The organism is Phyllobacterium brassicacearum (genome assembly GCF_003010955.1).
Taxonomy (GTDB): Bacteria; Pseudomonadota; Alphaproteobacteria; order Rhizobiales; family Rhizobiaceae; genus Phyllobacterium; species Phyllobacterium brassicacearum.
Genome location: NZ_PGGO01000014.1, coordinates 72077 through 94288 on the forward strand (window position 1 = coordinate 72077; position 22212 = coordinate 94288).

A 22212-nucleotide genomic window follows, 5' to 3' on the forward strand; every position below is an offset into this window, starting at 1 on the left:
AAGGATCACGATCATGAGTGTCAAAGTTCTCACCGCAAACCGCCTGACCGATGGCGAAGCTGTTTGGCTCGGCGCCAATGGCGAGTGGCTCGAGCACATCGATGGCGCGCTGATCGCTCGTCACGCGGAAGCCGTGACCGCTCTCGAGGAGGCAGGAAAGGCTGCGATCAAGTCGAACCTTGTGATCGATGTCAATGTGATCGACGTTGAAGAGCGCGGCACCAATCTTTATCCGCTGCGCCTGCGCGAACGCATCCGGCAGCTTGGCCCAACCATCCGTCTTGATCTCGGCAAGCAGGCTGAAAAGCCTAAAGCAACCGCCGCTTAATAGTCAAAGGCCCCAGAATGTATCGTTACGATGAGTTTGATCACGCGTTTGTTTCGGCCCGCGTTGATCAGTTCAAGGATCAGGTTGAGCGCCGTCTTGCCGGCGAATTGACGGAAGACCAGTTTCGTCCGCTGCGGCTGATGAACGGCGTCTACCTGCAGTTGCATGCCTATATGCTGCGTGTCGCCATTCCCTATGGCACGCTCTCAAGCCGCCAGATGCGCAAGCTCGCTCATATCGCCCGTCACTATGATCGTGGCTATGGCCACTTCACCACACGCCAGAATCTGCAATACAATTGGCCGGCATTGAAGGACATGCCCAAGGTTCTCGATGAACTCGCATCCGTCGAAATGCACGCGCTGCAGACGTCTGGCAATTGCATTCGCAACGTGACTGCCGATCATTTCGCCGGTGCTGCCGCCGACGAGGTCGCCGATCCGCGCCCCTATGCGGAGATACTGCGCCAGTGGTCGTCGATGCATCCGGAGTTCTCCTATCTGCCGCGCAAGTTCAAGATCGCCGTGACCGGTGCCGAGCGTGACCGCGCCGCCATCCAGGTGCACGATATCGGCCTGCATCTGAAGAAGAACGCGACCGGCGAAATCGGCTTTGCCGTCTATGTCGGCGGCGGACAGGGCCGTACGCCGATGGTTGCCAAGAAGATCCGCGATTTTCTGCCCGTTGAGGATTTGCTGTCCTACACCACCGCAATCATGCGCGTTTACAATCTGAATGGCCGCCGCGACAACAAGTACAAGGCCCGCATCAAGATCCTCGTGCACGAGACCGGAACGGAAGAACTGACCCGTCAGGTAGAGGCGGAATTTCGGGTGCTCAAGGAAACCGATCTCAAGCTGCCGCAAAAGGATGTCGACGCCATCGACAGCTATTTTGCTCCGCCGAGCCTGCCGGTGCGGCCTGAAGGCTGGTCCGAGCTCGCCGCTGCACGCAAGGCTGACCATGCCTTCTCCGCCTGGGTCGACCAGAATGTGACCCCGCACAAGAATCCGGACTACGGCGTCGTAACCATCTCGCTGAAGCCGATCGGCGGCATTCCGGGTGATGCGACCGATGCGCAGATGGATTTGGTTGCCGACATTGCCGAGAAGTTCTCGCAGGACGAGATCCGCGTCAGCCATGAACAGAACCTCGTGCTGCCGCATGTGGCGATCGCCGACCTTCGCATCGTTTATGACCTGCTGCTGACTGACGGCCTTGCAACGGCGAACGCCGGCCTGATCACCGATATCATCGCCTGCCCCGGCCTCGACTATTGCGCCCTTGCCAATGCCCGGTCGATCCCCGTTGCCCAGCGCATTTCCGAACGCTTCGGCAAGCCAGAACGCCAGTCCGACATTGGTGAACTCAAGATCAAGATCTCGGGCTGCATCAACGCTTGCGGTCACCACCACGTCGGCCATATCGGCATTCTCGGCGTGGAAAAGAAGGGCGAGGAGCTCTACCAGATTTCGCTCGGCGGTTCCGGTGATGAAATCTGCACCATCGGTGACATCACTGGCCGCGGCTTCTCCTCCGAAGAGATCGTCGATGCGGTCGAAACGATCGTCGATCGCTATCTCGAAATCCGAACCGACAAGGAAGAGACCTTCCTTACCACCTACCGGCGTGTGGGCGCTGCACCGTTCAAGGATGCGCTCTATAGCGAGGCTGCAAATGCTGCTTGAAACCAACGAGAAAACCGTAGCGGATGAAGCGCGTGCGCTCCAAGCCCGTTACGGCAATCTCGAACCGTTGGATGTTATCGAGCTTGCCATCGATCATCTCTTCAACGAGGAGATCGCCGTGGTTTCTTCGTTCGGGGCAGAGTCATCGGTTTTGCTGCACATGATTGCGCAGGTGGACCGCGCAACCCCGGTATTGTTCCTTGAGACGGGCAAGCATTTCCCGGCAACCCTGCGCTATCGCGATCAGCTTGTCGGTGATCTGGGGCTGACTGATGTTCACGACATCCACCCTCTGAAGCAGAGCCTGAAGGATGAAGATCCGTTCGGCGCGCTATCGATGACGAACAAGGATCGCTGCTGCTACATTCGCAAGGTCGAGCCTATGGCGCGTGCCGTTGCCCCCTACCGCGCATGGATGACGGGTCGCAAGCAGTTTCAGGCGTCGACCCGCACGGCGCTGCCGGTTTTCGAATCCGTCGGATCGCGCGTTCGCATCAATCCGCTGGCCCGCTGGACTTCGGCCGATCTCAAGGACTATATGGCGGCGCATGAACTGCCGCCGCACCCGCTGGTTGCCGAAGGTTACCGATCGATCGGCTGCATGCCATGCACCCAGCCTGTCAAGGATGGTGAGGATGATCGCGCCGGCCGCTGGGCTGGAACGGACAAGACCGAATGCGGCATTCATCTGACTGGCCTTACCGATCAACTGAGTAACATTTCTCTGACGGATTCGAATTTATGAGTGACATTTCTGAAAAGCCTCACGGAGAACTCTGGAGCCGCGAAGGCTTCCGCGAGGATCCCTATATCACAGCCGAAACGCTGGAAGAGGCGGGCGATGCGCCGGCCATCATCTTGCCTTTGGCGGTATGGCTCGGTCTTGATGAGGAAGTGCGCAACGCTACCAATCGCAAGATCGGCGTTTCCGTTGCTCCGGGAGAGAGCATCGATCCGCTGTTGACCTTGCTCGACACAATTCCGGTAATCGCCCTGCACTTCCCCGCCTTCAATGATGGCCGATCCTATTCGAAGGCCGAGATGCTGAAGAACCAGCATCAGTTCAAGGGCGAACTGCGCGCCGTAGGCGATGTTCTGATCGATCAGGTCGCCTATATGCTGCGTACCGGGTTCGACACGCTGAAGGTGACCCATGCGGTGACACTGACCCGTCTCGCTGACCATAATTTGCACGATACGCCGGTTTACTACCAACCGGGCCGGGGCTCGCACACAGCGCCCGGCACCTATAGTTGGCGCCGCGTACCCGCTGTCTGATCCCATTGAAATCCACGATATCTATTGGAAAGCACTATATGTCCGACATTATTGAAACAGATGTGGTTATTGTTGGCGCAGGCCCCGTCGGCCTCTTTGCCGTTTTTGAACTTGGCCTGCTCGATCTGCGCGCCCATGTCATCGATATTCTCGATCGTCCCGGCGGCCAATGCGCCGAACTCTATCCGGAAAAGCCAATCTACGACATTCCGGGCCTTCCAGAAGTCACCGGTCAGGCTTTGACTGACAACCTTTTGAAGCAGATCGCGCCTTTCGATCCGCAGTTCCATTTTTCCACGATGGTCACCGCGCTGGAGAAACTTGACGACGGCCGCTTCCGCGTCGAAACCGATGCGGATGAAGTGTTCATCACCAAGGTGATCGTGATTGCGGCAGGAGGTGGTTCCTTCCAGCCGAAGCGTCCACCCATGCCGGAAATCGAACTTTACGAAGGTACGAGCGTTCATTATGCCGTGCGCAAGATCGAAGCTTTTCGCGGCCACGATGTGGTGATCGTCGGCGGCGGTGATTCTGCACTCGACTGGACGCTCAATCTCGAACCGGTGGCGAATTCCGTGACGCTTGTGCATCGCCGTCCGGAATTTCGCGCCGCGCCCGATAGTGTCAACAAGATGTGGGCTCTGGAGAAGGAAGGCCGCGTCAAGTTCCGCATGGGCCAGGTAGTGGGCCTCGAAGGCGCCGACGGACAGCTATCCAAGGTCATTCTCAAGGGTGCTGAGGGCGACGAAGTTCTCGATGCCGGTCGGTTGCTGCCGTTCTTTGGATTGACGATGAAGCTCGGACCGATTGCCGATTGGGGGCTCAATCTCGATCAGAACCTGATCGCTGTCGACACCGAGAAGTTTGAAACGTCGGAGCCTGGCATCTTCGCTATTGGCGATATCAATACCTATCCTGGCAAATTGAAGCTGATTCTGTCCGGTTTCCACGAGGCGGCACTCATGTCGCAGGCAGCAAAACGCATCGTTGCCCCTGGCGAACGCATCATTTTCCAGTATACGACGTCCTCCACCTCCCTGCAGAAGAAACTGAAGGCGGCATAGGTAGCATCCGGATGAGCTCAGAATCCCTCTATATCCACGTCATCGATCAGCACGGCAAGCGCCATACGCTGGAAGCCCTCGAAGGGTTCCGCGTCATGGAGGTCATCCGCGATTGGGGTCTCGACATCAAGGCCGAATGCGGCGGCGCCTGCGCCTGCGGTACCTGCCATGTCTATGTCGATCAGGATTGGACGGAGAAGCTCTACGAGCCTCAGGACGAGGAAATCGACCAGCTCGACGTGACCTTTCACGTCGAGGACAATTCCCGGCTCTCTTGCCAGCTGATCATGTCCCAGGAGCTGAACGGCCTGGAAATAACGCTGGCTCCCGATACCCAGCGGGACAGCGTAGCCGCCTAAGCGCGAGAGCATTTCGTTTTTCTTTGAATCACAGAAATGCTCTCGCTATTTGCTTTTGCGCAATTCCGGACGGAAAACCGCTTCGTATTTTTCCTGAATTTGCTTTAGATGACAACGACACGTGCGCCGATCGGCACCCGAGCGTAAAGGTCGACCACGTGCGCGTTTATCATTCGGATGCAGCCGTTTGAGACGGCGCGCCCGATCGTCCAGGGCTCGTTCGTCCCATGGATCCGGTAATAGGTGTCGCGACCGTTCCGGTACAGATAAAGCGCACGTGCGCCGAGCGGATTGCGAGCTCCGCCGGCAACGCCATCGGCGTACCGCGCATATTTTTCTGGCTGGCGCCGGATCATGTTCTTGGTTGGCATCCAGTGCGGCCATTTTTCCTTGCGCCCGATTTTGGCACTGCCACGGAAGGCGCGGCCGGCTTTGCCTACGCCAACGCCGTAGCGCCGTGCCGTAAACTCGTCCTCGACCAAGTAAAGGAACCGCCCACGTGGATTGATGACCACCGTCCCAGGAGCATAGGAAGAATCGAACGGCACATACTGCGGCTGGTATTCCGGATTGATGACGAAAACTTTCTTCCTGGGCCTTGCCAGCGCGGTTTGCGGCGCCAGCACCGCCGCGAAAAGACCTGTCAGAACAACACGCCGTGTCAGCATAGCAACCCCCGAGTTTCCTGCTGTCCGTCATTCGGACACTACTCTCATGGGTTAGTTTTGTCCGGGAATTGCTGATTGATGGTTTACGCCGACTCAACTTTTCGTGATGAAACAAGGAGATAGCCCGGCGATAGTGCACGCCGGGGCGCTCTTTCCGTTCGGAAAACCACTAGGGCAGCCGAGCTACGCGTTCGAACAGAAGATCGAAGAAGCCCTCATCGTCGACGTCGCGAATATAGAAGGCGTTCTTCGGACGATCGGTAACACCCCACCAGTCGGCAATAGTCATGCCCAGTGTCAGTTCGTTCGATGCATCGACGGTCACATTGCAGTATCTGCCGCCATAGAGCGCCGGCTTGAGCACATAAGCAATGACGTTCGGGTCGTGCAGAGGGCCGCCGTCGCGGCCATATTTTTCTTCGTCGAACCGTTCGAAGAATTCGAGAAGGGCGACCGAAGCATCACCCGATTTCGTTCCCATCGCGCGGAAACGGTCAACGCGCTTGGCGGTTGTCAAAGCCTTGTGGGTCACATCAAGCGGCAGGATGACCACGGGCACACCTGATTGCAGCACCACCTGTGCGGCTTGCGGATCAACATAGATGTTGAATTCGGCCGTTGGGGTAATATTGCCGCCTTCGAAGAACCCGCCGCCCATCAGGACGATCTCGCTGATGCGCGGAGCCAATTCCGGTGCGCGGATGAGCACATGGGCAATATTGGTGAGCGGCCCCAGCGCGCAGAGGGTAACACTTCCCGATTCCTCGTTACGCAATGTTTCGATAATGAAATCGACGGCATGCTGCTTCTGCAGCGGCATTTCTGGCTCCGGCAGGTCTGGACCATCGAGGCCCGTCTTGCCATGTACATGTTCTGCGGTGATCAGGGGGCGCATCAGAGGACGGTCGGCACCAGCGAAAACCTTTGCGTCTGGGCGTCCCGCCAGTTCACAAATCTTCCTGGCATTCACCTCGGTCAAGGCGAGCGGCACGTTGCCGGCAACGGCGGTAATGCCGAGAATTTCCAATTCCGGACTGGCGAAGGCCAGAAGAATGGCCAGGGCATCGTCCTGGCCCGGATCGGTGTCGATGATGATTTTACGCGTCATGTCTTACTTTCTCATGGCCTCAATCAGGCACTCTCTTGAACTCTGAAGTTCTATCGACCATATCAAAGGGCAGAAGTGAAATGCCATCATTGATCAGACGAGATCACGGGTTTTGCTTTTAGGTCGCTTTACTCAAGGACTGCACAAATGACACGAATGACACCATTTTCAAGCCCTTTGCTGCTTGGTTTCGACACGATGGAAAAGACGCTGGAGCGCATTGCGAAATCCGGCGACGGCTACCCACCTTACAATATCGAACGCATTCGCGGCGAAAACGGCTGTGAGAAGCTTCGAATAACGCTGGCGGTGGCCGGATTCGGCAATGACGATCTTGAAGTCACCACGGAAGACAACCAGCTGGTCATTCGCGGCAGGCAGGCCGAAGAAGGCGAACGCGAATACTTGCATCGTGGCATTGCTGCACGTCAGTTCCAGCGCATTTTCGTACTTGCCGATGGAATGCGCGTCAGCGTTGCCACCTTAAAGAATGGGCTTTTGTCGATCGATCTCGACCGGCCGGAACCCGAACGATTGGTCAAACGCATCAACATTGCGGTACAGGACTGATTGTAGCTCTAACAGGACAGGGCCTAGGAATGGATTGTCCGAACATGGAGGCTGTTATGCAAAACTCTGTTCACAAGAATCTCTTGAGCGAACTCGAATTCGCGCGTCTCGGCGCCGGACAAGTAGCCTATATGCGCAAGGTCAAGACAGACGATCTCGCCCACAGCTTTCCGGCGCTTCCGCCGATGACCCCTGGCATCGAGCTCTGGGCCCTCTTTGCCGCCAATGGCGACCCGATCGTGCTCTCTGACGAGCGCGACAATGTCCTTGTCGGCGCACAGGAACATGAATTGCGCACGGTGATGCTGCACTAAGATGATCCAATCGCGTGGTTCAGACCTTGACGGCCTGTTCCACGCGGTCCTCGGCACCAAACAACTCCAGATAACGTTTGATTTCGGCCGGGTCGCCGGTTGCTTTCTTCGGATTGTCCGATAGCTTGACCGCCGGCCGCCCATTCGCCTCACTCACCTTGCAGACCAGTGATATGGCGTTGAGCTGGTCATTATAACGCGGCGCGCAATCTTCGAAATCATTCGTGAGATTGGTTCCCCAACCAAAGCTCATCCGCACCTTGCCCCTGAAGTGGTGGTACGTCTCCTCGATTGTGTCGACGTCAAGTCCGTCGGAGAATACCAGGAGTTTCTGGCGCGGGTCCTTGCCCTTCGACTGCCACCAGGCAAGGATTTTTTCCCCGCCTTCGATCGGCGGTGCGCTGTCCGGCCGGAAGCCTGTCCAGTCGGCTACCCAATCAGGCGCGTCGCGCAGGAATGCGGCGGTGCCGAACGAATCGGGCAGAACGATCAACAAGTTGCCGCCATAGTAGCGGTTCCAGTCCTGCAGCACCTTGTAAGGGGATTTCAGCAGCTCAGCTCTGGTCGTGCTCAAAGCGGCCAGAACCATCGGCAACTCGTGCGCATTGGTGCCGAGGGCTTCAAGATCATTGTCCATCGCCATAAGCACGTTGCTCGTGCCGGTGAAAGCTTCGCCAATGCCTTCCTTTAGGGCTTCCACGCACCAGCGCTGCCAGAGGAAGGAATGACGGCGGCGCGTGCCGAAATCGGAAATCCTGATATCAGGGAGCGTTCGCAGTCGCTCCACTTTCGACCACATCTTGGCCTTGGCGCGTGCATATAGTACATCGAGTTCGAAGCGCCCCATCTTTTTCATGGCCGCACGCGAGCGCAGTTCGTTGATGATGGTCAGCGCCGGGATTTCCCACATGGTGGTATACATCCACGGCCCGTAGAAATTCAGCTCGTACTGCCCGTCGCGCCTCGTCAGCTCATACTCCGGCAACTGGAAATTCGACAGCCATTCGAGAAAATCGGGTTCGAAGATCTGCCGCTTGCCGTAGAAGGTATTGCCGCCAAGCCAGATCATCTCTTTCTTGGAGAAGCGAACCGTCCGCGCATGATCGAGCTGCTCCCTGAGCTCCTGCTCGTCGATTTCTTCAGCAAGTCGTACCTTGCTTGTGCGGTTGATCAGCGTAAAGGTTGCATCCACCTTCGGGTAGACACCCCAGATCATCTGCAGCATCAGCAGTTTGTAGAAATCCGTGTCCAATAGGCTGCGGACAATGGGATCGAGCTTCCACGTGTGATTGAACACGCGCCGCGCAATATCGGTCTTGGTCGCCATTGTCTGCTTCCCTGCGAACTATCCGACAGCCATGTTGCACGGCATAGGCGCACCATCAAGCAGAGACAGTCGTGCCCGTCAAATTCGACCCTCGTTTGCCCTCCGCCCGCCTCCATTAAATCTTTGTAACCTCACCGAATTGTCATTAACGGTGGCATCAAACCACCTTATCCTGAAGTTCACGCACTTGTTCGCGCTGCAACGCGCGTTGAGGTATAATCAATATTGACGCTGGCTCTGCTTTGTGTGCGGAACCGGCGTTTTGGAGCGATGCATGAAGGTCTGGAAACAACTCGCTTTGGCATTGGTGATCCTGGCTGTCGCCGGAGCTGGCTGGATGTACCTGTTTCCGGGCGGCAAGGACCTGCTCAGGAGGGTTGGTATCGACCGCAATGCGACAGCGGCCACCGAGCCCGCCGGGGGCCGTCAGGGACAGCGGCGCGGCGGACAGGCACTGCCGCTGGTTGTCGTCCGTGCCGCAGGGGAAGCCAAGATCAATGACAGGCTGACGGCGATCGGGACCGGCAAGGCAAAGAGTTCCGTTGCCGTCACTCCGTTCACAGCCGGTCGCCTGACCGAGATTTTCGTGACCTCAGGAACCAAAGTGCAAGGCGGCGATGTGATTGCCCGTCTTGACTCAGAGGCCGAAAGCATCGTCGTCGATAAAGCGCGGGTAGCACTGAAGGACGCGCAGACCAAGCTTAGCCGCGCGGAAAGCCTGCGCCTGAGCAACACAGTATCTGCAGTTCAGCTTTCCGAAGCTGAACTGGCAGTCGATAATGCGGCTCTCAATGTTCGGGAAGCCGAGCTTGCACTGGATCGCCGCGCCATCAAAGCGCCAATCGGCGGCATTGTCGGCATCCTGCCGATAAACGCCGGCAATTACATCACGACATCGACCACGGTCGCAATGATCGATGATCGTTCCGACCTGCTGGTCGATTTCTGGGTGCCGGAACGTTTTGCGCCCGCTATCACCATCGATCTGCCGGCGACAGCGACATCGATCGCCCGTCCGGGAGAAACCTTCAGCGGCGCGATCAGCGCCATCGACAACCGCGTCGACCCCGCCAGCCGCACACTGCATGTTCAGGCCAAGATCACCAATCCGAAGGACACGTTGCGGGAAGGCATGGCATTTCAGATGTCGATCGGCTTCCCCGGAGACACCTACCCAACCGTTGATCCCCTTGCCATTCAGTGGGGCACTGAAGGCGCTTATGTCTGGCGGATCGTAGACAACAAGGCGGAACGGGTGCTGGTGCGGATCGTGCAGCGCAACACGGCCTCCGTGCTGGTGGATGCAGCCTTAGATCCGGGCGATCAGATCGTGGCAGAAGGCGTGCAGTCGGTCCGAGAGGGTGGCCTTGTCCAGGTTCAAGGTCAGCCTGCACCCGAGAACAATACAAAGGCAGGTCCTCTGGCCTCCGCCGGCGAACAGGGGTGAGCCGGTGAACACGTCCCAAAGCCAGGCCGATTTTACCGCTCTCTTCATTCGCCGCCCGGTCATGGCGCTGGTCCTCAATGCCTTGATTGTCGTGGCCGGGCTTGCCGCCTATTACGGCGTCGACGTGCGAGAGTTGCCCGATGTCGACCGCCCGGTCGTTACCGTTTCGACGGATTTCGAGTCGGCTGCGGCAGAGACCGTTGACCGCGAGCTGACATCCGCCATTGAAGGCGCTGTTTCGCGCGTCTCAGGTGTCAAATCCATCTCGTCCAGTTCTTCGTTTGGCAACAGCCGCGTCACGGTCGAATTCAACGATGATGTGGATCTCAATGTCGCCGCGGCCGACATGCGCGATGCGATCAGCCGCATTTCCAATATGCTGCCGGACGACGCCGATCCGCCGCGCATCGTCAAGGCCGATGCGAACTCCGACGCGGTCATGCGCCTCGCCGTTACGTCCGATACGTTGGCGGTCGAGGACATGACGGTTTTGGTCGAGGATCAAATCGAGGACGTGCTCGCTTCTGTCCCGGGCGTTGCCGACGTCCAGATCAACGGCAATCGCAGCAAGATTTTCCGTATCGACATCAATCAGGGTAAAGTCGCCGGCCTCGGCATGAATATCGCCGACATCCGCAATGCGCTGAACACGATGGCCTTCGATACGCCTGCCGGGCAGCTCAATAGCAATGATCAAAGCATCGTTGTGCGAGCACAGGCGCCGGTGACGACGCCCGAAGATTTCGAAAACATCATCATCAAGGGTCAGACCAAGATCCGCGACGTGGCCACCGTGACAATGGGCCCTGACATCGGGACATCGACGCTGCGTGCCAACGGCAAGACTGGCATTGGGCTTGGCATTATCCGCCAGGCGCAGTCGAATACGCTCGATATCTCCAAGGGCGTGCGCGCGGCAGTTGCGGAGCTGCAGAAAACCTTGCCGGAGGGCGTGGATATCCGTGTCACAAGCGACGACGCCGACTTCATCAATGGCGCAGTCCACGAGGTGGAGATCGCTCTTGGCGTGTCCGTATTGATCATCATCATGATCATCTACCTGTTCCTGTGGGACATTCGCGCAACGCTCATCCCGGCTGTCAGCATGCCGGTCGCCCTGATCGGCACTATCTCCGCCATCTATCTGGCCGGTTTCTCGATCAACATTCTGACGCTGCTGGCCCTAGTCCTTGCAACTGGCCTCGTTGTCGACGACGCGATCGTTGTGCTTGAAAATATCGTGCGCCGGCGCAATCAGGGCATGGGTCCACGCGCGGCCGCGGTGCTTGGCACACAGGAAGTGTTCTTCGCCGTTGTCGCTACAACCGTGACGCTTGCTGCCGTGTTCGTGCCGCTTTCATTCCTTCCTGGCCAGACCGGCGGTCTTTTCCGCGAGTTCGGGTTCGTCCTTGCAATCTGCGTGCTCCTGTCGGCCGTGGTGGCGCTTACTCTGTGTCCGATGCTCGCCTCCCGGTTGCTTAGTGTCAACGAAGAAAGACATGAGGATGTGACCCACGCTCCAGGTCTGGTTGGCCGCATCGGCAGGTGGTTCGGCTGGCTGTATCGCCGTATGCTTAACGCCTGCCTTGCTGGCCCGTGGATCGTTGTCCTGGTTTCGCTGCTGTTTGCGGGTGCTGCCTTTGGTGGCTTTTCCCTGCTCAAGCAGGAACTCACACCATCGGAGGATCGCGCGTCGGCCTTTCTGCGCATAACGGCGCCGCAGGGTGTCAGCCTCGAATATCTCAATGACGAGATGCGAAAGATCGAAACCCTGATTCAGCCCTTGCGCGACACCGGAGAGATCCAGAACACGTTCTCCATTGCCGGACAGAACGGTAACACCAATCGCGGCTTCATGGTGCTCAGCCTTGCAACCTGGAAGGAGCGCGAGAGAAGCCAGCAGGAGATCATCGCGGATGTCTCGCGGCGTGTTCGCAACATTCCTGGCATTCAGGTCTTCGCCGCGCAACCCAATTCGCTCGGCATTCGCGGCGCAGGCAATGGCCTGCAATTTGCGGTAGTCGGTACGAGTTATGCCGAGCTCGGTACGGTAGCTACGAAACTGGTCGCGGAGTTGGAAAAGGATAGCCGCTTTGATCGCCCGCGCCTGACCAACGAACCAACACAGCCGCAATTGGCCGTATCAATCGACCGTGAGCGCGCCTCTGATCTGAGCATCGATATCACTGGCCTTGCACAGGCGCTCCAGTCGGTTCTCGATGGCTATAAGATTGGTTCGGTGTACATCGAAGATCGCAGTTTCGACGTCAAACTCGTCTCGACTACCAATCCGATCAACGATCCGACCGATCTGGAAAACGTCTTTCTGCGTACCGGTGACGGGCGCTTTGTTCCGATGTCAACCATTGCGCAATTGAAGGAAGTCGCTGTACCACCGGCCTTGACCCGCGAGCAGCAGATGCGTTCGGTTGCCATCACCTCGGGTCTCAGTCCTGACTTCGCGCTTGGCGATGCCTATAAAACGGTGCAGGATATCGCCGCGCCGACACTACCGCCAGGATATCGCATCATACCGCTCGCCGAAGCGGCGACGCTGGGCGAGAACTCATCCAGCATGGCGATCACATTCGGATTCGCGCTTCTGATCATCCTTCTCGTTCTGGCTGCCCAGTTCGAGAGCTTCATTAGCGCCATCATCGTCATGGCCACCGTACCGCTCGGCCTTGCCTGTGCGGTCTACGCCATGCTGATGACGGGAACGAGTATGAACGTCTACAGCCAGATCGGTCTCGTGCTGCTCGTCGGCATCATGGCGAAGAACGGTATCCTGATCGTCGAGTTTGCCAACCATCTGCGCGACCAGGGCAGGAGTGTTCGTCAGGCGATCGAGGAGGCCTCGAATATCCGCCTGCGTCCGGTTGTGATGACTATGCTCTGCGCGATCCTTGGCGGTGTCCCGCTGGTACTTGCCAGTGGTGCCGGTGCAGAGGCCCGTATCGCACTTGGCTGGGTGATCGTTGGCGGTCTGGGCATGGCGACTGCCTCAACCCTGTTCCTGACTCCTGTCGCCTATCTGCTGCTCGCCGGTTTCTCCAAGCCCAAGGCTGAAGAGGAAGCGAGGCTCAATCGCGAACTGCTGGAAGTGATTTCACAGCCGCCATTGGCGGCGGAATAACCATTCGAAGCATTCCACTGCAATGGGTGGTTCAATTCTTCCCGATTCGTCAACCGCGTCAATATTGGCGGTATCACTTTGCGGCGCCGGTCGGATAACTGACTTCGCATCGGGTTTCTCAGGAGACCAGGGTTAGGCCCGGCAAGACCGGGCCATTTCTTTTTTGGAATTCGCTATAGTTGCCAAGTCTTTTTCTTGACCGTTTGATAAAAAATTTGACCTTTCATAAAAATCTGCCATTCTTTTCGTGAGAGGGCCGGACGAACCGGCCAATCACAATGGCTGTGACCCAAGGGAACCGGGCGCAGTCAACAAGAGGAGATGCGATTTCATGGGATCGATCGATTCTGGCATCCGTGACGTGAGGGCAGGACGCCTTGCTTCCGACGCTTATAGCGACGTGTTTTCCGATCTTCATCCGCCACTTACCCGGCACGAGGCTTTTGTCGAATCGGACCGCTGCTACTTCTGTTACGATGCGCCATGCATGAATGCCTGCCCGACGGGCATCGACATCCCGCTGTTCATTCGTGAGATAAACGGGGACAATCCGACCGGTTCTGCCAAAACCATTCTTTCCGAAAACATTCTTGGCGGCATGTGTGCTCGTGTCTGTCCGACGGAAACCCTATGCGAACAGGCTTGCGTCCGCGAAGTCGCTGAAGGCAAGCCTGTGAAGATTGGTCTGTTGCAACGCTATGCCACTGATCATCTGATGGCGAACGGCCAGCACCCGTTCAAGCGCGCCGAGCTCACCGGAAAATCCATCGCCGTTGTCGGTGCGGGTCCTGCCGGTCTCTCCGCGGCGCATCGCCTTGCTATGCATGGTCATGACGTGACGATCTTCGAAGCGCGGCCCAAGGCTGGCGGCCTCAATGAATATGGCATTGCCGCCTATAAGAGCGTGGATGATTTTGCCCAGAAGGAACTCGACTTCATCCTCGAGATCGGTGGTATCACTATTCAGAACGACAAAGCGCTTGGCCGTGACATCAGCCTCGATGCGCTGAAGGCGGGTTTCGACGCGGTCTATTTGGGCATGGGTCTGCCGGGTGTCAACGAACTCGGGCTTGAGGGCGAGGATGCCGCCGGCTGTATCGACGCTGTGGATTATATCTCCGTCTTGCGCCAGAGCGATGATCTCTCGCAACTTGCGGTCGGCCGCGATGTCGTTGTCATCGGCGGCGGCATGACCGCAATCGACGTTGCGGTTCAGACCAAACTGCTTGGCGCCGAGAACGTCATTATCGCCTATCGCCGGGGTCCGGAAAACATGAACGCCAGTGCCTATGAGCAGGAACTGGCGCTGAAAAACGGCGTGATTATCCGCCATTGGCTGCAGCCGCGCGTCCTGACCCGCAATGAACACGGCGAGGTCTGTGGCATCACATTGGACTATACGGTGATGGCCGACGGCCGCCTTGTCACGTCAGGTGAAAGCATCACGCTGGCCAGCGACCAGGTATTCAAGGCGATAGGTCAGACCCCCGCCGAAGCAATACTTGCGGAAGCTGGTATCGCGTTGTCGCGCGGCCGTATCAGCGTAGATGATGAAGGTCGAACCTCGATCCCCGGTATCTGGGCGGGAGGCGATTGCATCGCTGGCGGTGAGGACTTGACCGTCGCGGCGGTACAGGACGGCAAGATCGCGGCTGAATCCATTCACCGTACGCTGACCCAGCAACCGGACAAGGTCAGCGGTTTCGTTGAAGCGGTCATGGCAGACAGTTCAGAGGGCGCATCGGCAACGACGCAGCATCCCAATCATCCAAGCCAGATTGCTGGCTGAAGGAGATCGATATGGCTGATCTTTCAACGAATTTTCTTGGCATCAAATCTCCCAATCCGTTCTGGCTGGCTTCTGCACCGCCAACCGACAAGGCCTACAATGTCGAACGGGCCTTCAAGGCGGGTTGGGGCGGCGTGGTATGGAAGACCCTTGGTGAAGAGGGGCCACCCGTGGTCAACGTCAATGGTCCGCGCTACGGTGCGATCCATGGTGCTGATCGGCGCCTGCTCGGCTTTAATAATATCGAACTCATCACAGACCGCCCGCTGGAAGTGAACCTGCGGGAAATGACGGAAGTGAAGAAGAAGTGGCCCGATCGAGCCCTGATCGCCTCGATCATGGTGCCATGCGAGGAGGAGTCCTGGAAGGCTATCCTGCCGCTGGTCGAAGCCACCGGTTCCGATGGCATCGAGTTGAATTTCGGCTGTCCGCATGGCATGTCCGAACGCGGTATGGGTTCCGCCGTTGGCCAGGTTCCAGAATACATTGAAATGGTCGTGCGCTGGTGCAAGCAGTATACGCGCATGCCGGTCATCACCAAGTTGACGCCAAACATCACCGACATTCGCAAGCCGGCGCGGGCGGCAAGATCCGGCGGCACGGATGCCGTGTCGCTGATCAATACGATCAATTCCATTGTGTCTGTCGATCTCGACAATTTCGCCCCCGTGCCTTCCATCGACGGGCGTGGCTCGCATGGCGGTTATTGCGGCCCCGCGGTAAAGCCAATCGCACTCAATATGGTGGCGGAGATCGCCCGTGATAGCGAAACGCGCGGCCTGCCCATCTCCGGGATCGGGGGCATCACGACCTGGCGCGACGCCGCGGAATATATTGCGCTGGGCTGCGGTAATGTTCAGGTTTGCACCGCCGCGATGACCTATGGTTTCAAGATTGTGCAGGAGATGATTTCCGGCCTCTCCGACTGGATGGATGGGAGGGGCTTCCGGACGATCGAAGATTTCCGCGGCCTTGCCGTACCGAACGTTTCCGATTGGCAGTACCTCAACCTCAACTACATCACCAAGGCCAGGATCGATCAGGACCTCTGCATCAAATGCGGCCGCTGCTACATCGCCTGCGAGGACACGTCGCATCAGGCGATCACCGCTATGGTCGATGGTGCAAGACACTTCGAGGTGATCGATGAGGAATGCGTCGGCTGCAATCTCTGCGTCAATGTCTGCCCGGTTGACAATTGCATCAGCATGGTGCCGATGACGTCAGGTGTTGATCCGCGCACCAAGCTGCCGATCCAGCCGGACTATGCCAACTGGACGACTCATCCCAACAACCCGATGGCCAAGGCGGCCGCGGAGTAAGGTTGGTCTATGAGACGGGGCGCGGGCGGATACCGTTGAGAATGATGCTCAACACGGCCTGCGCCGTCTGCTCGCGGAAGCCGGGGCGGCCAACCTGGCTGCCCATGATTGCTCGTACCTGCACGTCGAAATCCGCATAATGCTGCGTCGTTGCCCAGATCATGAAAATGAGATGGTAGGGATCGACCGGTGCAAGCTTGCCTTCACCGACCCAGCGGCGGATGACGGCTGCCTTCTCGTCGACGAGAGGCTTCAGGTGCTTCGTCAGAAAATCGCTGATCGCCGGAGCACCATGCAGCACTTCGTTGGCAAACAGCCGCGACGCTTCGGGATGACTCTCGGACATGTTGATCTTCAGCGTGATGTAGTTGCGTAGCTGTTCGATCGGGTCGCCATCCGCGTCGATTTCCGCCAGAGGCGCCAGCCATTCGGCAAGGGTCTCCTCGAGCAGCGTCACATAGATGTTCTGCTTTCGTGGGAAGTAATACAGGAGGTTGGGCTTGGACATTCCGGCCTTCTCGGCGATCTGGTCGATCGTGGTGCCGCGAAAGCCATAATTGGAAAACACGTCGAGCGCCGCGTCGAGAATAAGACGGCGATTGATCTCCTGTATCCGGGTCGTTTTTTCCGGCGTCTCGCTCGCCTTTTTCTTTGCCGCCCTCGTCATGCCGCTCATCCCTTTGCCATTTGGCCCGACAGGCCCTTTCGTCGCATCCCGGAACTGCTCTAAAATCCCATAAAGCGCTTGACCACTTTCCTATGCTCTTCTAGCCTGCATTTTGACCAAGTAGTCAAGTTTTTGATTGTGCCAGAGGTTCAATCATTCGGGAACACAAAACTAGCGGTAACATCCGCAATCAGGAGGCGAAGTCACATGTCGAAATCGGCATTGGGGACCAATAATATCGACGCGTTCTGGATGCCGTTCACGGCAAACCGGCAGTTCAAGCAGAACCCCCGTCTCCTCGTCGGCGCCAAGGATATGCATTACAAGTCGCATGATGGCCGCGAGATCCTTGATGGGACGGCAGGTCTGTGGTGCTGCAATGCGGGTCATGCACGCCCGAAGATCGTCGAGGCCGTACAGAAGCAGGTCGCTGAACTCGACTATGCCCCTGCCTTCCAGATGGGTCATCCAAAAGTTTTCGAACTGGCGGCGCGGCTTGCTGCCATGCTGCCATCACCCATTGACCACGTCTTTTTCACCAATTCCGGTTCGGAGTCGGTCGATACCGCGCTTAAAATCGCGCTCGCCTATCATCGCGCCAAGGGTAACGGCACCAAAGTCAAGCTGATCGGCCGCGAGCGCGGTTACCACGGCGTCGGCTTTGGAGGCATTTCGGTCGGGGGGATTTCCGGCAACCGCAAGGCGTTTGGCAATGCTCTGGGCGGGATCGACCATATCCGCCATACGCACGATGTGGCCCGCAATGCCTTCACCCGCGGCGAACCGGAATATGGTGCGGAGTTCGCAGATGATCTTGAACGGGTCATTGCGCTGCATGATGCCTCCAATATCGCTGCAGTCATCGTCGAGCCTGTGGCCGGTTCAACCGGGGTTCTCATTCCGCCGAAGGGCTATCTGCAGCGACTGCGCGAGATCTGCACGAAGCACGATATTCTTTTGATCTTCGATGAAGTCATCACCGGTTTCGGCCGCCTCGGCACACCCTTCGCTGTCGATTATTTCGGCGTCGTCCCCGATCTCGTCACGACGGCCAAGGGCATAACCAGCGGCGTCATTCCGATGGGTGCCGTGTTTGCGACGCGGCAGATCTACGAAGCGTTCATGACCGGCCCCGAGCACATGATCGAGTTGTTCCACGGTTACACTTATTCCGGTCATCCGATCGCCTGCGCCGCCGCCTTGGCAACGCTCGACACCTACGAAGAAGAGGGCCTGATGACTCGCGCCTCCGACCTCTCGGAGTACTGGGCCGATGCGCTGCATGCGCTGAAAGGCCTGCCCCATGTCATCGATATCCGCAATCTTGGCCTGATAGGCGCCATCGAACTACAACCGATTGACGGTGCGCCGACCAAGCGCGCATTCCAGGCGTTTCTTGATGCCTATGAGAAGGGTCTGCTTATCCGGACCACTGGTGACATTATCGCATTGTCGCCGCCACTTATCATCAGCAAGGGTCAGATAGAACACCTGTTCGATACGCTGGCCGATGTTCTGAAGAATCTTGCATAAGAGGTATGGCCATGACGCTCACGGGAAATCTCAGGATTAACGGCGACCGTCTCTGGGACAGCCTGATGGAAATGGCGAAGATCGGACCGGGCCTGCGCGGCGGCAACAACCGGCAGACGCTGACCGACGAGGATGGCGAAGGCCGGCGTCTTTTCCAGTCCTGGTGTGAAAAGGCAGGCCTTTCCATGGGCGTCGACACGATGGGCAACATGTTCTTCACCCGTCCGGGGGCGGATCCTGACGCATTGCCGGTTTATGTGGGCAGTCATCTCGATACACAGCCGACCGGCGGCAAGTTTGACGGCGTCCTTGGCGTTCTCGGTGGGCTGGAACTGGTCCGCACGCTTGATGATCTCAACATCGAGACCAAACATCCGATTGTCGTGGTCAACTGGACCAATGAAGAAGGGACTCGCTTTGCCCCGGCCATGCTGGCGTCCGGCGTCTTTGCCGGCATCCATGACCAGGATTGGGCCTACAATCGCGAAGACGCCAAAGGCAAGAAGTTCGGCGACGAACTGGAACGCATTGGCTGGAAGGGCGAAGAAGAGGTCGGCGCACGCAAGATGCATGCGCTGTTTGAACTGCACATTGAGCAGGGTCCCATCCTCGAAGCGGAGGGCAAGGACATTGGCGTTGTCACCCACGGACAGGGCCTGTGGTGGCTGCAGATCACGCTGACCGGCAAGGAGAGCCATACCGGCTCGACGCCGATGCCCATGCGCAAGAATGCCGGGCTCGGCATGGCGCGCATCACTGAGCTCGTCCACACCGTCGCCATGGCCAACCAGCCGGGCGCCGTTGGAGCGATTGGTCATGTGGATGTCTATCCGAACTCGCGCAATGTCATCCCGGGCAGGGTGGTTTTCACCGTCGATATCCGCTCGCCTGACCTCTCGACGCTCAGCGCGATGAAGGCGGAGATCGAGGATAAGGCACCGAAGATCGCCAAGGAGCTCGGTCTGGAAATTCTGATCGAAGAGGCGGGCCATTTCGATCCGGTAACTTTCGATGAGGGCTGCGTGACTGCGGTACGCAACGCGGCGGAGCGGCTTGGTTACACCCACCGCAACATTGTCTCCGGCGCAGGGCACGATGCGTGCTGGATCAATCGTGTCGCTCCGACGTCGATGGTGATGTGCCCGTGCGTCGATGGACTCAGCCACAACGAGGATGAGGATATCTCAAAGGAATGGGCCGCTGCCGGTGCAGACGTGCTTTTGCATGCAGTTCTGGAGACCGCGGAGATCCATACCTGAGCGGCTAACCCAATATTCGGCAACATGTTCGGCAAAAGACCAAAAAGGGGAACGGACACATGGCTACGAAAGTAATCAAGGGCGGCACCATTATTGCTGCCGACCGCACGTACAAGGCGGATGTGCTGATCGACGGCGAAACGATCGCAACGATCGGCCCTGATCTTTCCGGCGATGAGACAATTGATGCAACGGGCTGCTTCCTGATGCCGGGCGGCATCGATCCGCATACCCATCTCGAAATGCCCTTCATGGGCACGCATTCTTCCGACGATTTCGATACGGGTACCGCCGCAGCCTTGGCCGGCGGGACGACCATGGTTGTTGATTTTGTCTTGCCGGGACAAGAGGGGCTGCTCGTTGCGCTGCAGGACTGGTTCCAGAAGGCGGGCAAGGCGCGCACCGATTATTCCTTCCATATGGCGATCACCAGCTGGAACAAGCAGGTTTTCGATGAGATGCCGAAGGTGGTGGAGCGCGGTATCAACACATTCAAGCATTTCATGGCCTATAAGGGCGCGCTGATGGTCGACGATGACGAGATGTTTGCGTCGTTCATGCGCTGTGCGGAGATCGGCGCCATGCCGCTGGTCCATGCGGAAAATGGAGACGTGGTTGCGCATCTCCAGCAGAAACTGCTGGCAGAAGGCAATACCGGCCCGGAGGCCCATGGTTATTCGCGCCCGCCGGAAGTCGAGGGCGAGGCAGCCAATCGCGCCATCATGATCGCCGACCAAGCCGGCGTCCCACTCTATGTCGTGCATGTCTCTTGTGAGCAGGCGCATGAAGCCATTCGTCGTGCAAGGGCAAAGGGCATGCGCGTCTATGGCGAACCCCTCGTGCAGCACCTGACGCTCGATGAGAGCGAATACAAGAACGAGGACTGGGACTACGCCGCGCGACGCGTCATGTCGCCTCCCTTCCGTGACAAGGTCCACCAGGACGGTCTGTGGGCCGGCCTCGCTTCGGGCAGTCTGCAGGTCGTCGCCACTGATCATTGCGCATTCACCACCGAGCAGAAGCGCTTTGGCGTTGGAGACTTCACCAAGATCCCCAACGGCACAGGCGGGCTTGAGGACCGCTTACCGGTACTCTGGACCAAGGGTGTCCGCACCGGCCGCCTGACGCCGAACGAATTCGTGGCTGTGACATCCACCAATATTGCTCGCATCCTCAATATGTATCCGAAGAAGGGTGCGATCCTGCCGGGTTCCGATGCGGATATTGTCATCTGGGATCCAAACGCCTCAAAAGTCATTTCGGCAAAGACCCAGAAATCGGCAATCGACTACAATGTCTTTGAAGGCATCGAAGTAACGGGTCTGCCACGCATGACGCTGTCGCGCGGCCAGATCGCCTTCAAGGATGGCGAAGTGCTGGCGCCGACCGGCAGTGGCCGCTTTGTCGAGCGCGAAGCCAACGCGCCGGCAAATCGTGCACTTTCCACTTGGAAGGAATTGACGGCACCGCGTAGAGTGGAACGCGATCCGAAGAATATTCCGGCAGGCGTCTGATGACAGTCGTCGCGCTCCGACCCAAGGCGAAGACGATGGCAGATGCGGCGCCGAAGAATGTGATTGACGTCAACGAACTGTCCTTGGTCTTCCAGACCAATGATGGTCCGGTGAACGCGCTGTCCAACATCAATCTTGCAGTGGGTGGCGGCGAGTTCGTCTCCTTTATCGGCCCGTCCGGCTGCGGCAAGACCACACTGTTGCGCGTTATCGCCGATCTCGAGCAGCCAACATCCGGCTCGATCTCCGTCAACGGCATGACGCCGTCCGAGGCACGGCAGAAGCGCGCCTACGGCTATGTGTTCCAGGCGGCGGCGCTTTACCCGTGGCGTACGATTGCCGGCAACATTTCCCTGCCGCTGGAAGTGATGGGCATTCCCAAAGCGGAGCGGAAGGATCGTATCGCCAGGAATCTGGAGCTGGTCAATCTTTCAGGCTTTGAGAAGAAGTTTCCATGGCAATTGTCCGGCGGCATGCAGCAACGCGCCTCCATCGCCCGCGCGCTTTCGTTCGATCCCCACCTGCTGTTGATGGATGAGCCCTTTGGTGCGCTCGATGAGATCGTCCGCGATCATCTCAACGAAGAGCTGTTGAAACTGTGGGCGAAGACGCAGAAGACCGTGGTCTTCGTCACCCATTCCATTCCGGAGGCAGTATTCCTTTCAACGAAGATCGTGGTGATGAGCCCGCGGCCCGGCCGCATTCATGAGATCATCGACTGCGATCTCGGACCGGAACGTACGCTCGATATTCGTGAGACCCCGAAATTCCTCGAAATTGCCCATCGCGTCCGCGAGGGCCTGCGCCATGGCCATTCCTATGACGCAGCGCATCTGTGACA

The 22212-nt window shown here is 58.0% G+C and carries 20 protein-coding genes; 16 read left to right on the forward strand and 4 right to left on the reverse strand.

Annotated features, from left to right (window positions below):
• Positions 1-13 precede the first annotated feature (13 nt).
• From CU102_RS18220 to CU102_RS18245, 6 genes are read left to right on the forward strand one after another with little or no spacing between them, the layout of a single operon-like run.
• Positions 14-328 carry a DUF2849 domain-containing protein gene (locus CU102_RS18220; protein ID WP_106712520.1) on the forward strand — a complete coding sequence of 105 codons (315 nt, stop codon included), beginning with the start codon at positions 14-16 and terminating at the stop codon, positions 326-328.
• A 17-nt stretch (positions 329-345) separates the two neighbouring features.
• Positions 346-2016 carry a nitrite/sulfite reductase gene (locus tag CU102_RS18225; protein ID WP_106712521.1) on the forward strand — a complete coding sequence of 557 codons (1671 nt, stop codon included), beginning with the start codon at positions 346-348 and terminating at the stop codon, positions 2014-2016.
• Complete coding sequence (locus CU102_RS18230) at positions 2006-2761, forward strand: phosphoadenylyl-sulfate reductase (protein WP_106712522.1); 756 nt, start codon at positions 2006-2008, stop codon at positions 2759-2761. The genes CU102_RS18225 and CU102_RS18230 overlap by 11 nt, the downstream gene beginning before the upstream one ends.
• Positions 2762-2766: 5 nt before the next feature.
• Positions 2767-3294: a DUF934 domain-containing protein gene (locus tag CU102_RS18235; protein WP_425351570.1), complete on the forward strand. Its 528-nt coding sequence runs from the start codon at positions 2767-2769 to the stop codon at positions 3292-3294.
• A 38-nt stretch (positions 3295-3332) separates the two neighbouring features.
• On the forward strand, positions 3333-4358 hold the full coding sequence (locus tag CU102_RS18240) for an NAD(P)/FAD-dependent oxidoreductase (RefSeq protein ID WP_106712524.1): 1026 nt from the start codon (positions 3333-3335) through the stop codon (positions 4356-4358).
• A gap of 11 nt (positions 4359-4369) precedes the next feature.
• Positions 4370-4717: a 2Fe-2S iron-sulfur cluster-binding protein gene (locus tag CU102_RS18245; protein WP_106712525.1), complete on the forward strand. Its 348-nt coding sequence runs from the start codon at positions 4370-4372 to the stop codon at positions 4715-4717.
• Between the two features lie 104 nt (positions 4718-4821).
• On the opposite strand, the gene CU102_RS18250 is transcribed toward CU102_RS18245, so the two are convergent.
• Together CU102_RS18250 and CU102_RS18255 are read right to left on the reverse strand one after the other, a co-directional pair.
• A complete protein-coding gene (locus CU102_RS18250) occupies positions 4822-5385 on the reverse strand; it encodes a L,D-transpeptidase (protein ID WP_106712526.1) in 564 nt (187 codons plus the stop codon).
• 169 nt (positions 5386-5554) lie between these two features.
• Positions 5555-6493: a nucleoside hydrolase gene (locus CU102_RS18255; protein ID WP_106712527.1), complete on the reverse strand. Its 939-nt coding sequence runs from the start codon at positions 6491-6493 to the stop codon at positions 5555-5557.
• A 147-nt stretch (positions 6494-6640) separates the two neighbouring features.
• On the opposite strand from CU102_RS18255, the gene CU102_RS18260 reads away from it, so the two are divergent.
• Positions 6641-7063, forward strand: coding sequence for an Hsp20 family protein (locus tag CU102_RS18260; RefSeq protein WP_106712528.1), 423 nt, complete (start codon positions 6641-6643; stop codon positions 7061-7063).
• 56 nt (positions 7064-7119) lie between these two features.
• Positions 7120-7377 carry a BQ00720 family protein gene (locus tag CU102_RS18265; RefSeq protein ID WP_245425401.1) on the forward strand — a complete coding sequence of 86 codons (258 nt, stop codon included), beginning with the start codon at positions 7120-7122 and terminating at the stop codon, positions 7375-7377.
• A 19-nt stretch (positions 7378-7396) separates the two neighbouring features.
• On the opposite strand, the gene pncB is transcribed toward CU102_RS18265, so the two are convergent.
• Positions 7397-8704, reverse strand: a complete 1308-nt coding sequence (gene pncB / locus CU102_RS18270; protein WP_106712529.1) for a nicotinate phosphoribosyltransferase — start codon at positions 8702-8704, stop codon at positions 7397-7399.
• Positions 8705-8978: 274 nt separating this feature from the next.
• Here pncB and CU102_RS18275 point away from each other — a divergent pair, with 274 nt between their 5' ends.
• The 4 genes from CU102_RS18275 (at position 8979) to preA (ending at position 16398) form a co-directional block, all read left to right on the forward strand.
• The gene (locus CU102_RS18275) at positions 8979-10151 is read left to right on the forward strand and encodes an efflux RND transporter periplasmic adaptor subunit (protein WP_106712530.1); all 1173 of its coding nucleotides are present in this window, start codon (positions 8979-8981) and stop codon (positions 10149-10151) included.
• A 61-nt stretch (positions 10152-10212) separates the two neighbouring features.
• Positions 10213-13287: an efflux RND transporter permease subunit gene (locus CU102_RS18280; RefSeq protein WP_245425404.1), complete on the forward strand. Its 3075-nt coding sequence runs from the start codon at positions 10213-10215 to the stop codon at positions 13285-13287.
• Positions 13288-13618: 331 nt separating this feature from the next.
• Entirely contained in the window at positions 13619-15076 is a 1458-nt protein-coding gene (locus CU102_RS18285; protein ID WP_106712532.1) for an NAD(P)-dependent oxidoreductase, read from the forward strand.
• Between the two features lie 11 nt (positions 15077-15087).
• Complete coding sequence (gene preA / locus CU102_RS18290) at positions 15088-16398, forward strand: NAD-dependent dihydropyrimidine dehydrogenase subunit PreA (protein WP_106712533.1); 1311 nt, start codon at positions 15088-15090, stop codon at positions 16396-16398.
• A 7-nt stretch (positions 16399-16405) separates the two neighbouring features.
• Here the strand turns inward: preA and rutR are convergent, their stop codons facing one another.
• Positions 16406-17065 carry an HTH-type transcriptional regulator RutR gene (gene rutR, locus CU102_RS18295; RefSeq protein ID WP_106712593.1) on the reverse strand — a complete coding sequence of 220 codons (660 nt, stop codon included), beginning with the start codon at positions 17063-17065 and terminating at the stop codon, positions 16406-16408.
• Positions 17066-17272: 207 nt separating this feature from the next.
• Between rutR and aptA the strand changes: the two genes are divergently transcribed.
• The 4 genes from aptA to CU102_RS18315 are packed head-to-tail and all read left to right on the forward strand — an operon-like array spanning position 17273 to position 22210.
• On the forward strand, positions 17273-18598 hold the full coding sequence (gene aptA / locus CU102_RS18300; protein ID WP_106712534.1) for an omega-aminotransferase AptA: 1326 nt from the start codon (positions 17273-17275) through the stop codon (positions 18596-18598).
• An 11-nt stretch (positions 18599-18609) separates the two neighbouring features.
• Positions 18610-19857: a Zn-dependent hydrolase gene (locus CU102_RS18305; protein ID WP_106712594.1), complete on the forward strand. Its 1248-nt coding sequence runs from the start codon at positions 18610-18612 to the stop codon at positions 19855-19857.
• Between the two features lie 59 nt (positions 19858-19916).
• On the forward strand, positions 19917-21371 hold the full coding sequence (hydA, locus tag CU102_RS18310) for a dihydropyrimidinase (RefSeq protein WP_106712535.1): 1455 nt from the start codon (positions 19917-19919) through the stop codon (positions 21369-21371).
• On the forward strand, positions 21371-22210 hold the full coding sequence (locus tag CU102_RS18315; protein ID WP_106712536.1) for an ABC transporter ATP-binding protein: 840 nt from the start codon (positions 21371-21373) through the stop codon (positions 22208-22210). The genes hydA and CU102_RS18315 overlap by 1 nt, the downstream gene beginning before the upstream one ends.
• Positions 22211-22212: the final 2 nt, after the last annotated feature.

Excerpts from the sequence above, each read along its gene's own strand:
- CU102_RS18275 (WP_106712530.1), top strand. The coding sequence starts at position 8,979 with ATGAAGGTCTGGAAACAACTCGCTTTGGCATTGGTGATCCTGGCTGTC.
- pncB (WP_106712529.1), bottom strand. The coding sequence starts at position 8,704 with ATGGCGACCAAGACCGATATTGCGCGGCGCGTGTTCAATCACACGTGG.
- CU102_RS18265 (WP_245425401.1), top strand. The coding sequence starts at position 7,120 with ATGCAAAACTCTGTTCACAAGAATCTCTTGAGCGAACTCGAATTCGCG.
- CU102_RS18250 (WP_106712526.1), bottom strand. The coding sequence starts at position 5,385 with ATGCTGACACGGCGTGTTGTTCTGACAGGTCTTTTCGCGGCGGTGCTG.
- CU102_RS18285 (WP_106712532.1), top strand. The coding sequence starts at position 13,619 with ATGGGATCGATCGATTCTGGCATCCGTGACGTGAGGGCAGGACGCCTT.
- CU102_RS18240 (WP_106712524.1), top strand. The coding sequence starts at position 3,333 with ATGTCCGACATTATTGAAACAGATGTGGTTATTGTTGGCGCAGGCCCC.
- CU102_RS18230 (WP_106712522.1), top strand. The coding sequence starts at position 2,006 with ATGCTGCTTGAAACCAACGAGAAAACCGTAGCGGATGAAGCGCGTGCG.
- aptA (WP_106712534.1), top strand. The coding sequence starts at position 17,273 with ATGTCGAAATCGGCATTGGGGACCAATAATATCGACGCGTTCTGGATG.
- preA (WP_106712533.1), top strand. The coding sequence starts at position 15,088 with ATGGCTGATCTTTCAACGAATTTTCTTGGCATCAAATCTCCCAATCCG.
- CU102_RS18220 (WP_106712520.1), top strand. The coding sequence starts at position 14 with ATGAGTGTCAAAGTTCTCACCGCAAACCGCCTGACCGATGGCGAAGCT.
- hydA (WP_106712535.1), top strand. The coding sequence starts at position 19,917 with ATGGCTACGAAAGTAATCAAGGGCGGCACCATTATTGCTGCCGACCGC.
- CU102_RS18255 (WP_106712527.1), bottom strand. The coding sequence starts at position 6,493 with ATGACGCGTAAAATCATCATCGACACCGATCCGGGCCAGGACGATGCC.
- CU102_RS18305 (WP_106712594.1), top strand. The coding sequence starts at position 18,610 with ATGACGCTCACGGGAAATCTCAGGATTAACGGCGACCGTCTCTGGGAC.
- CU102_RS18225 (WP_106712521.1), top strand. The coding sequence starts at position 346 with ATGTATCGTTACGATGAGTTTGATCACGCGTTTGTTTCGGCCCGCGTT.
- CU102_RS18260 (WP_106712528.1), top strand. The coding sequence starts at position 6,641 with ATGACACGAATGACACCATTTTCAAGCCCTTTGCTGCTTGGTTTCGAC.
- CU102_RS18245 (WP_106712525.1), top strand. The coding sequence starts at position 4,370 with ATGAGCTCAGAATCCCTCTATATCCACGTCATCGATCAGCACGGCAAG.
- CU102_RS18280 (WP_245425404.1), top strand. The coding sequence starts at position 10,213 with ATGGCGCTGGTCCTCAATGCCTTGATTGTCGTGGCCGGGCTTGCCGCC.
- rutR (WP_106712593.1), bottom strand. The coding sequence starts at position 17,065 with ATGACGAGGGCGGCAAAGAAAAAGGCGAGCGAGACGCCGGAAAAAACG.
- CU102_RS18315 (WP_106712536.1), top strand. The coding sequence starts at position 21,371 with ATGACAGTCGTCGCGCTCCGACCCAAGGCGAAGACGATGGCAGATGCG.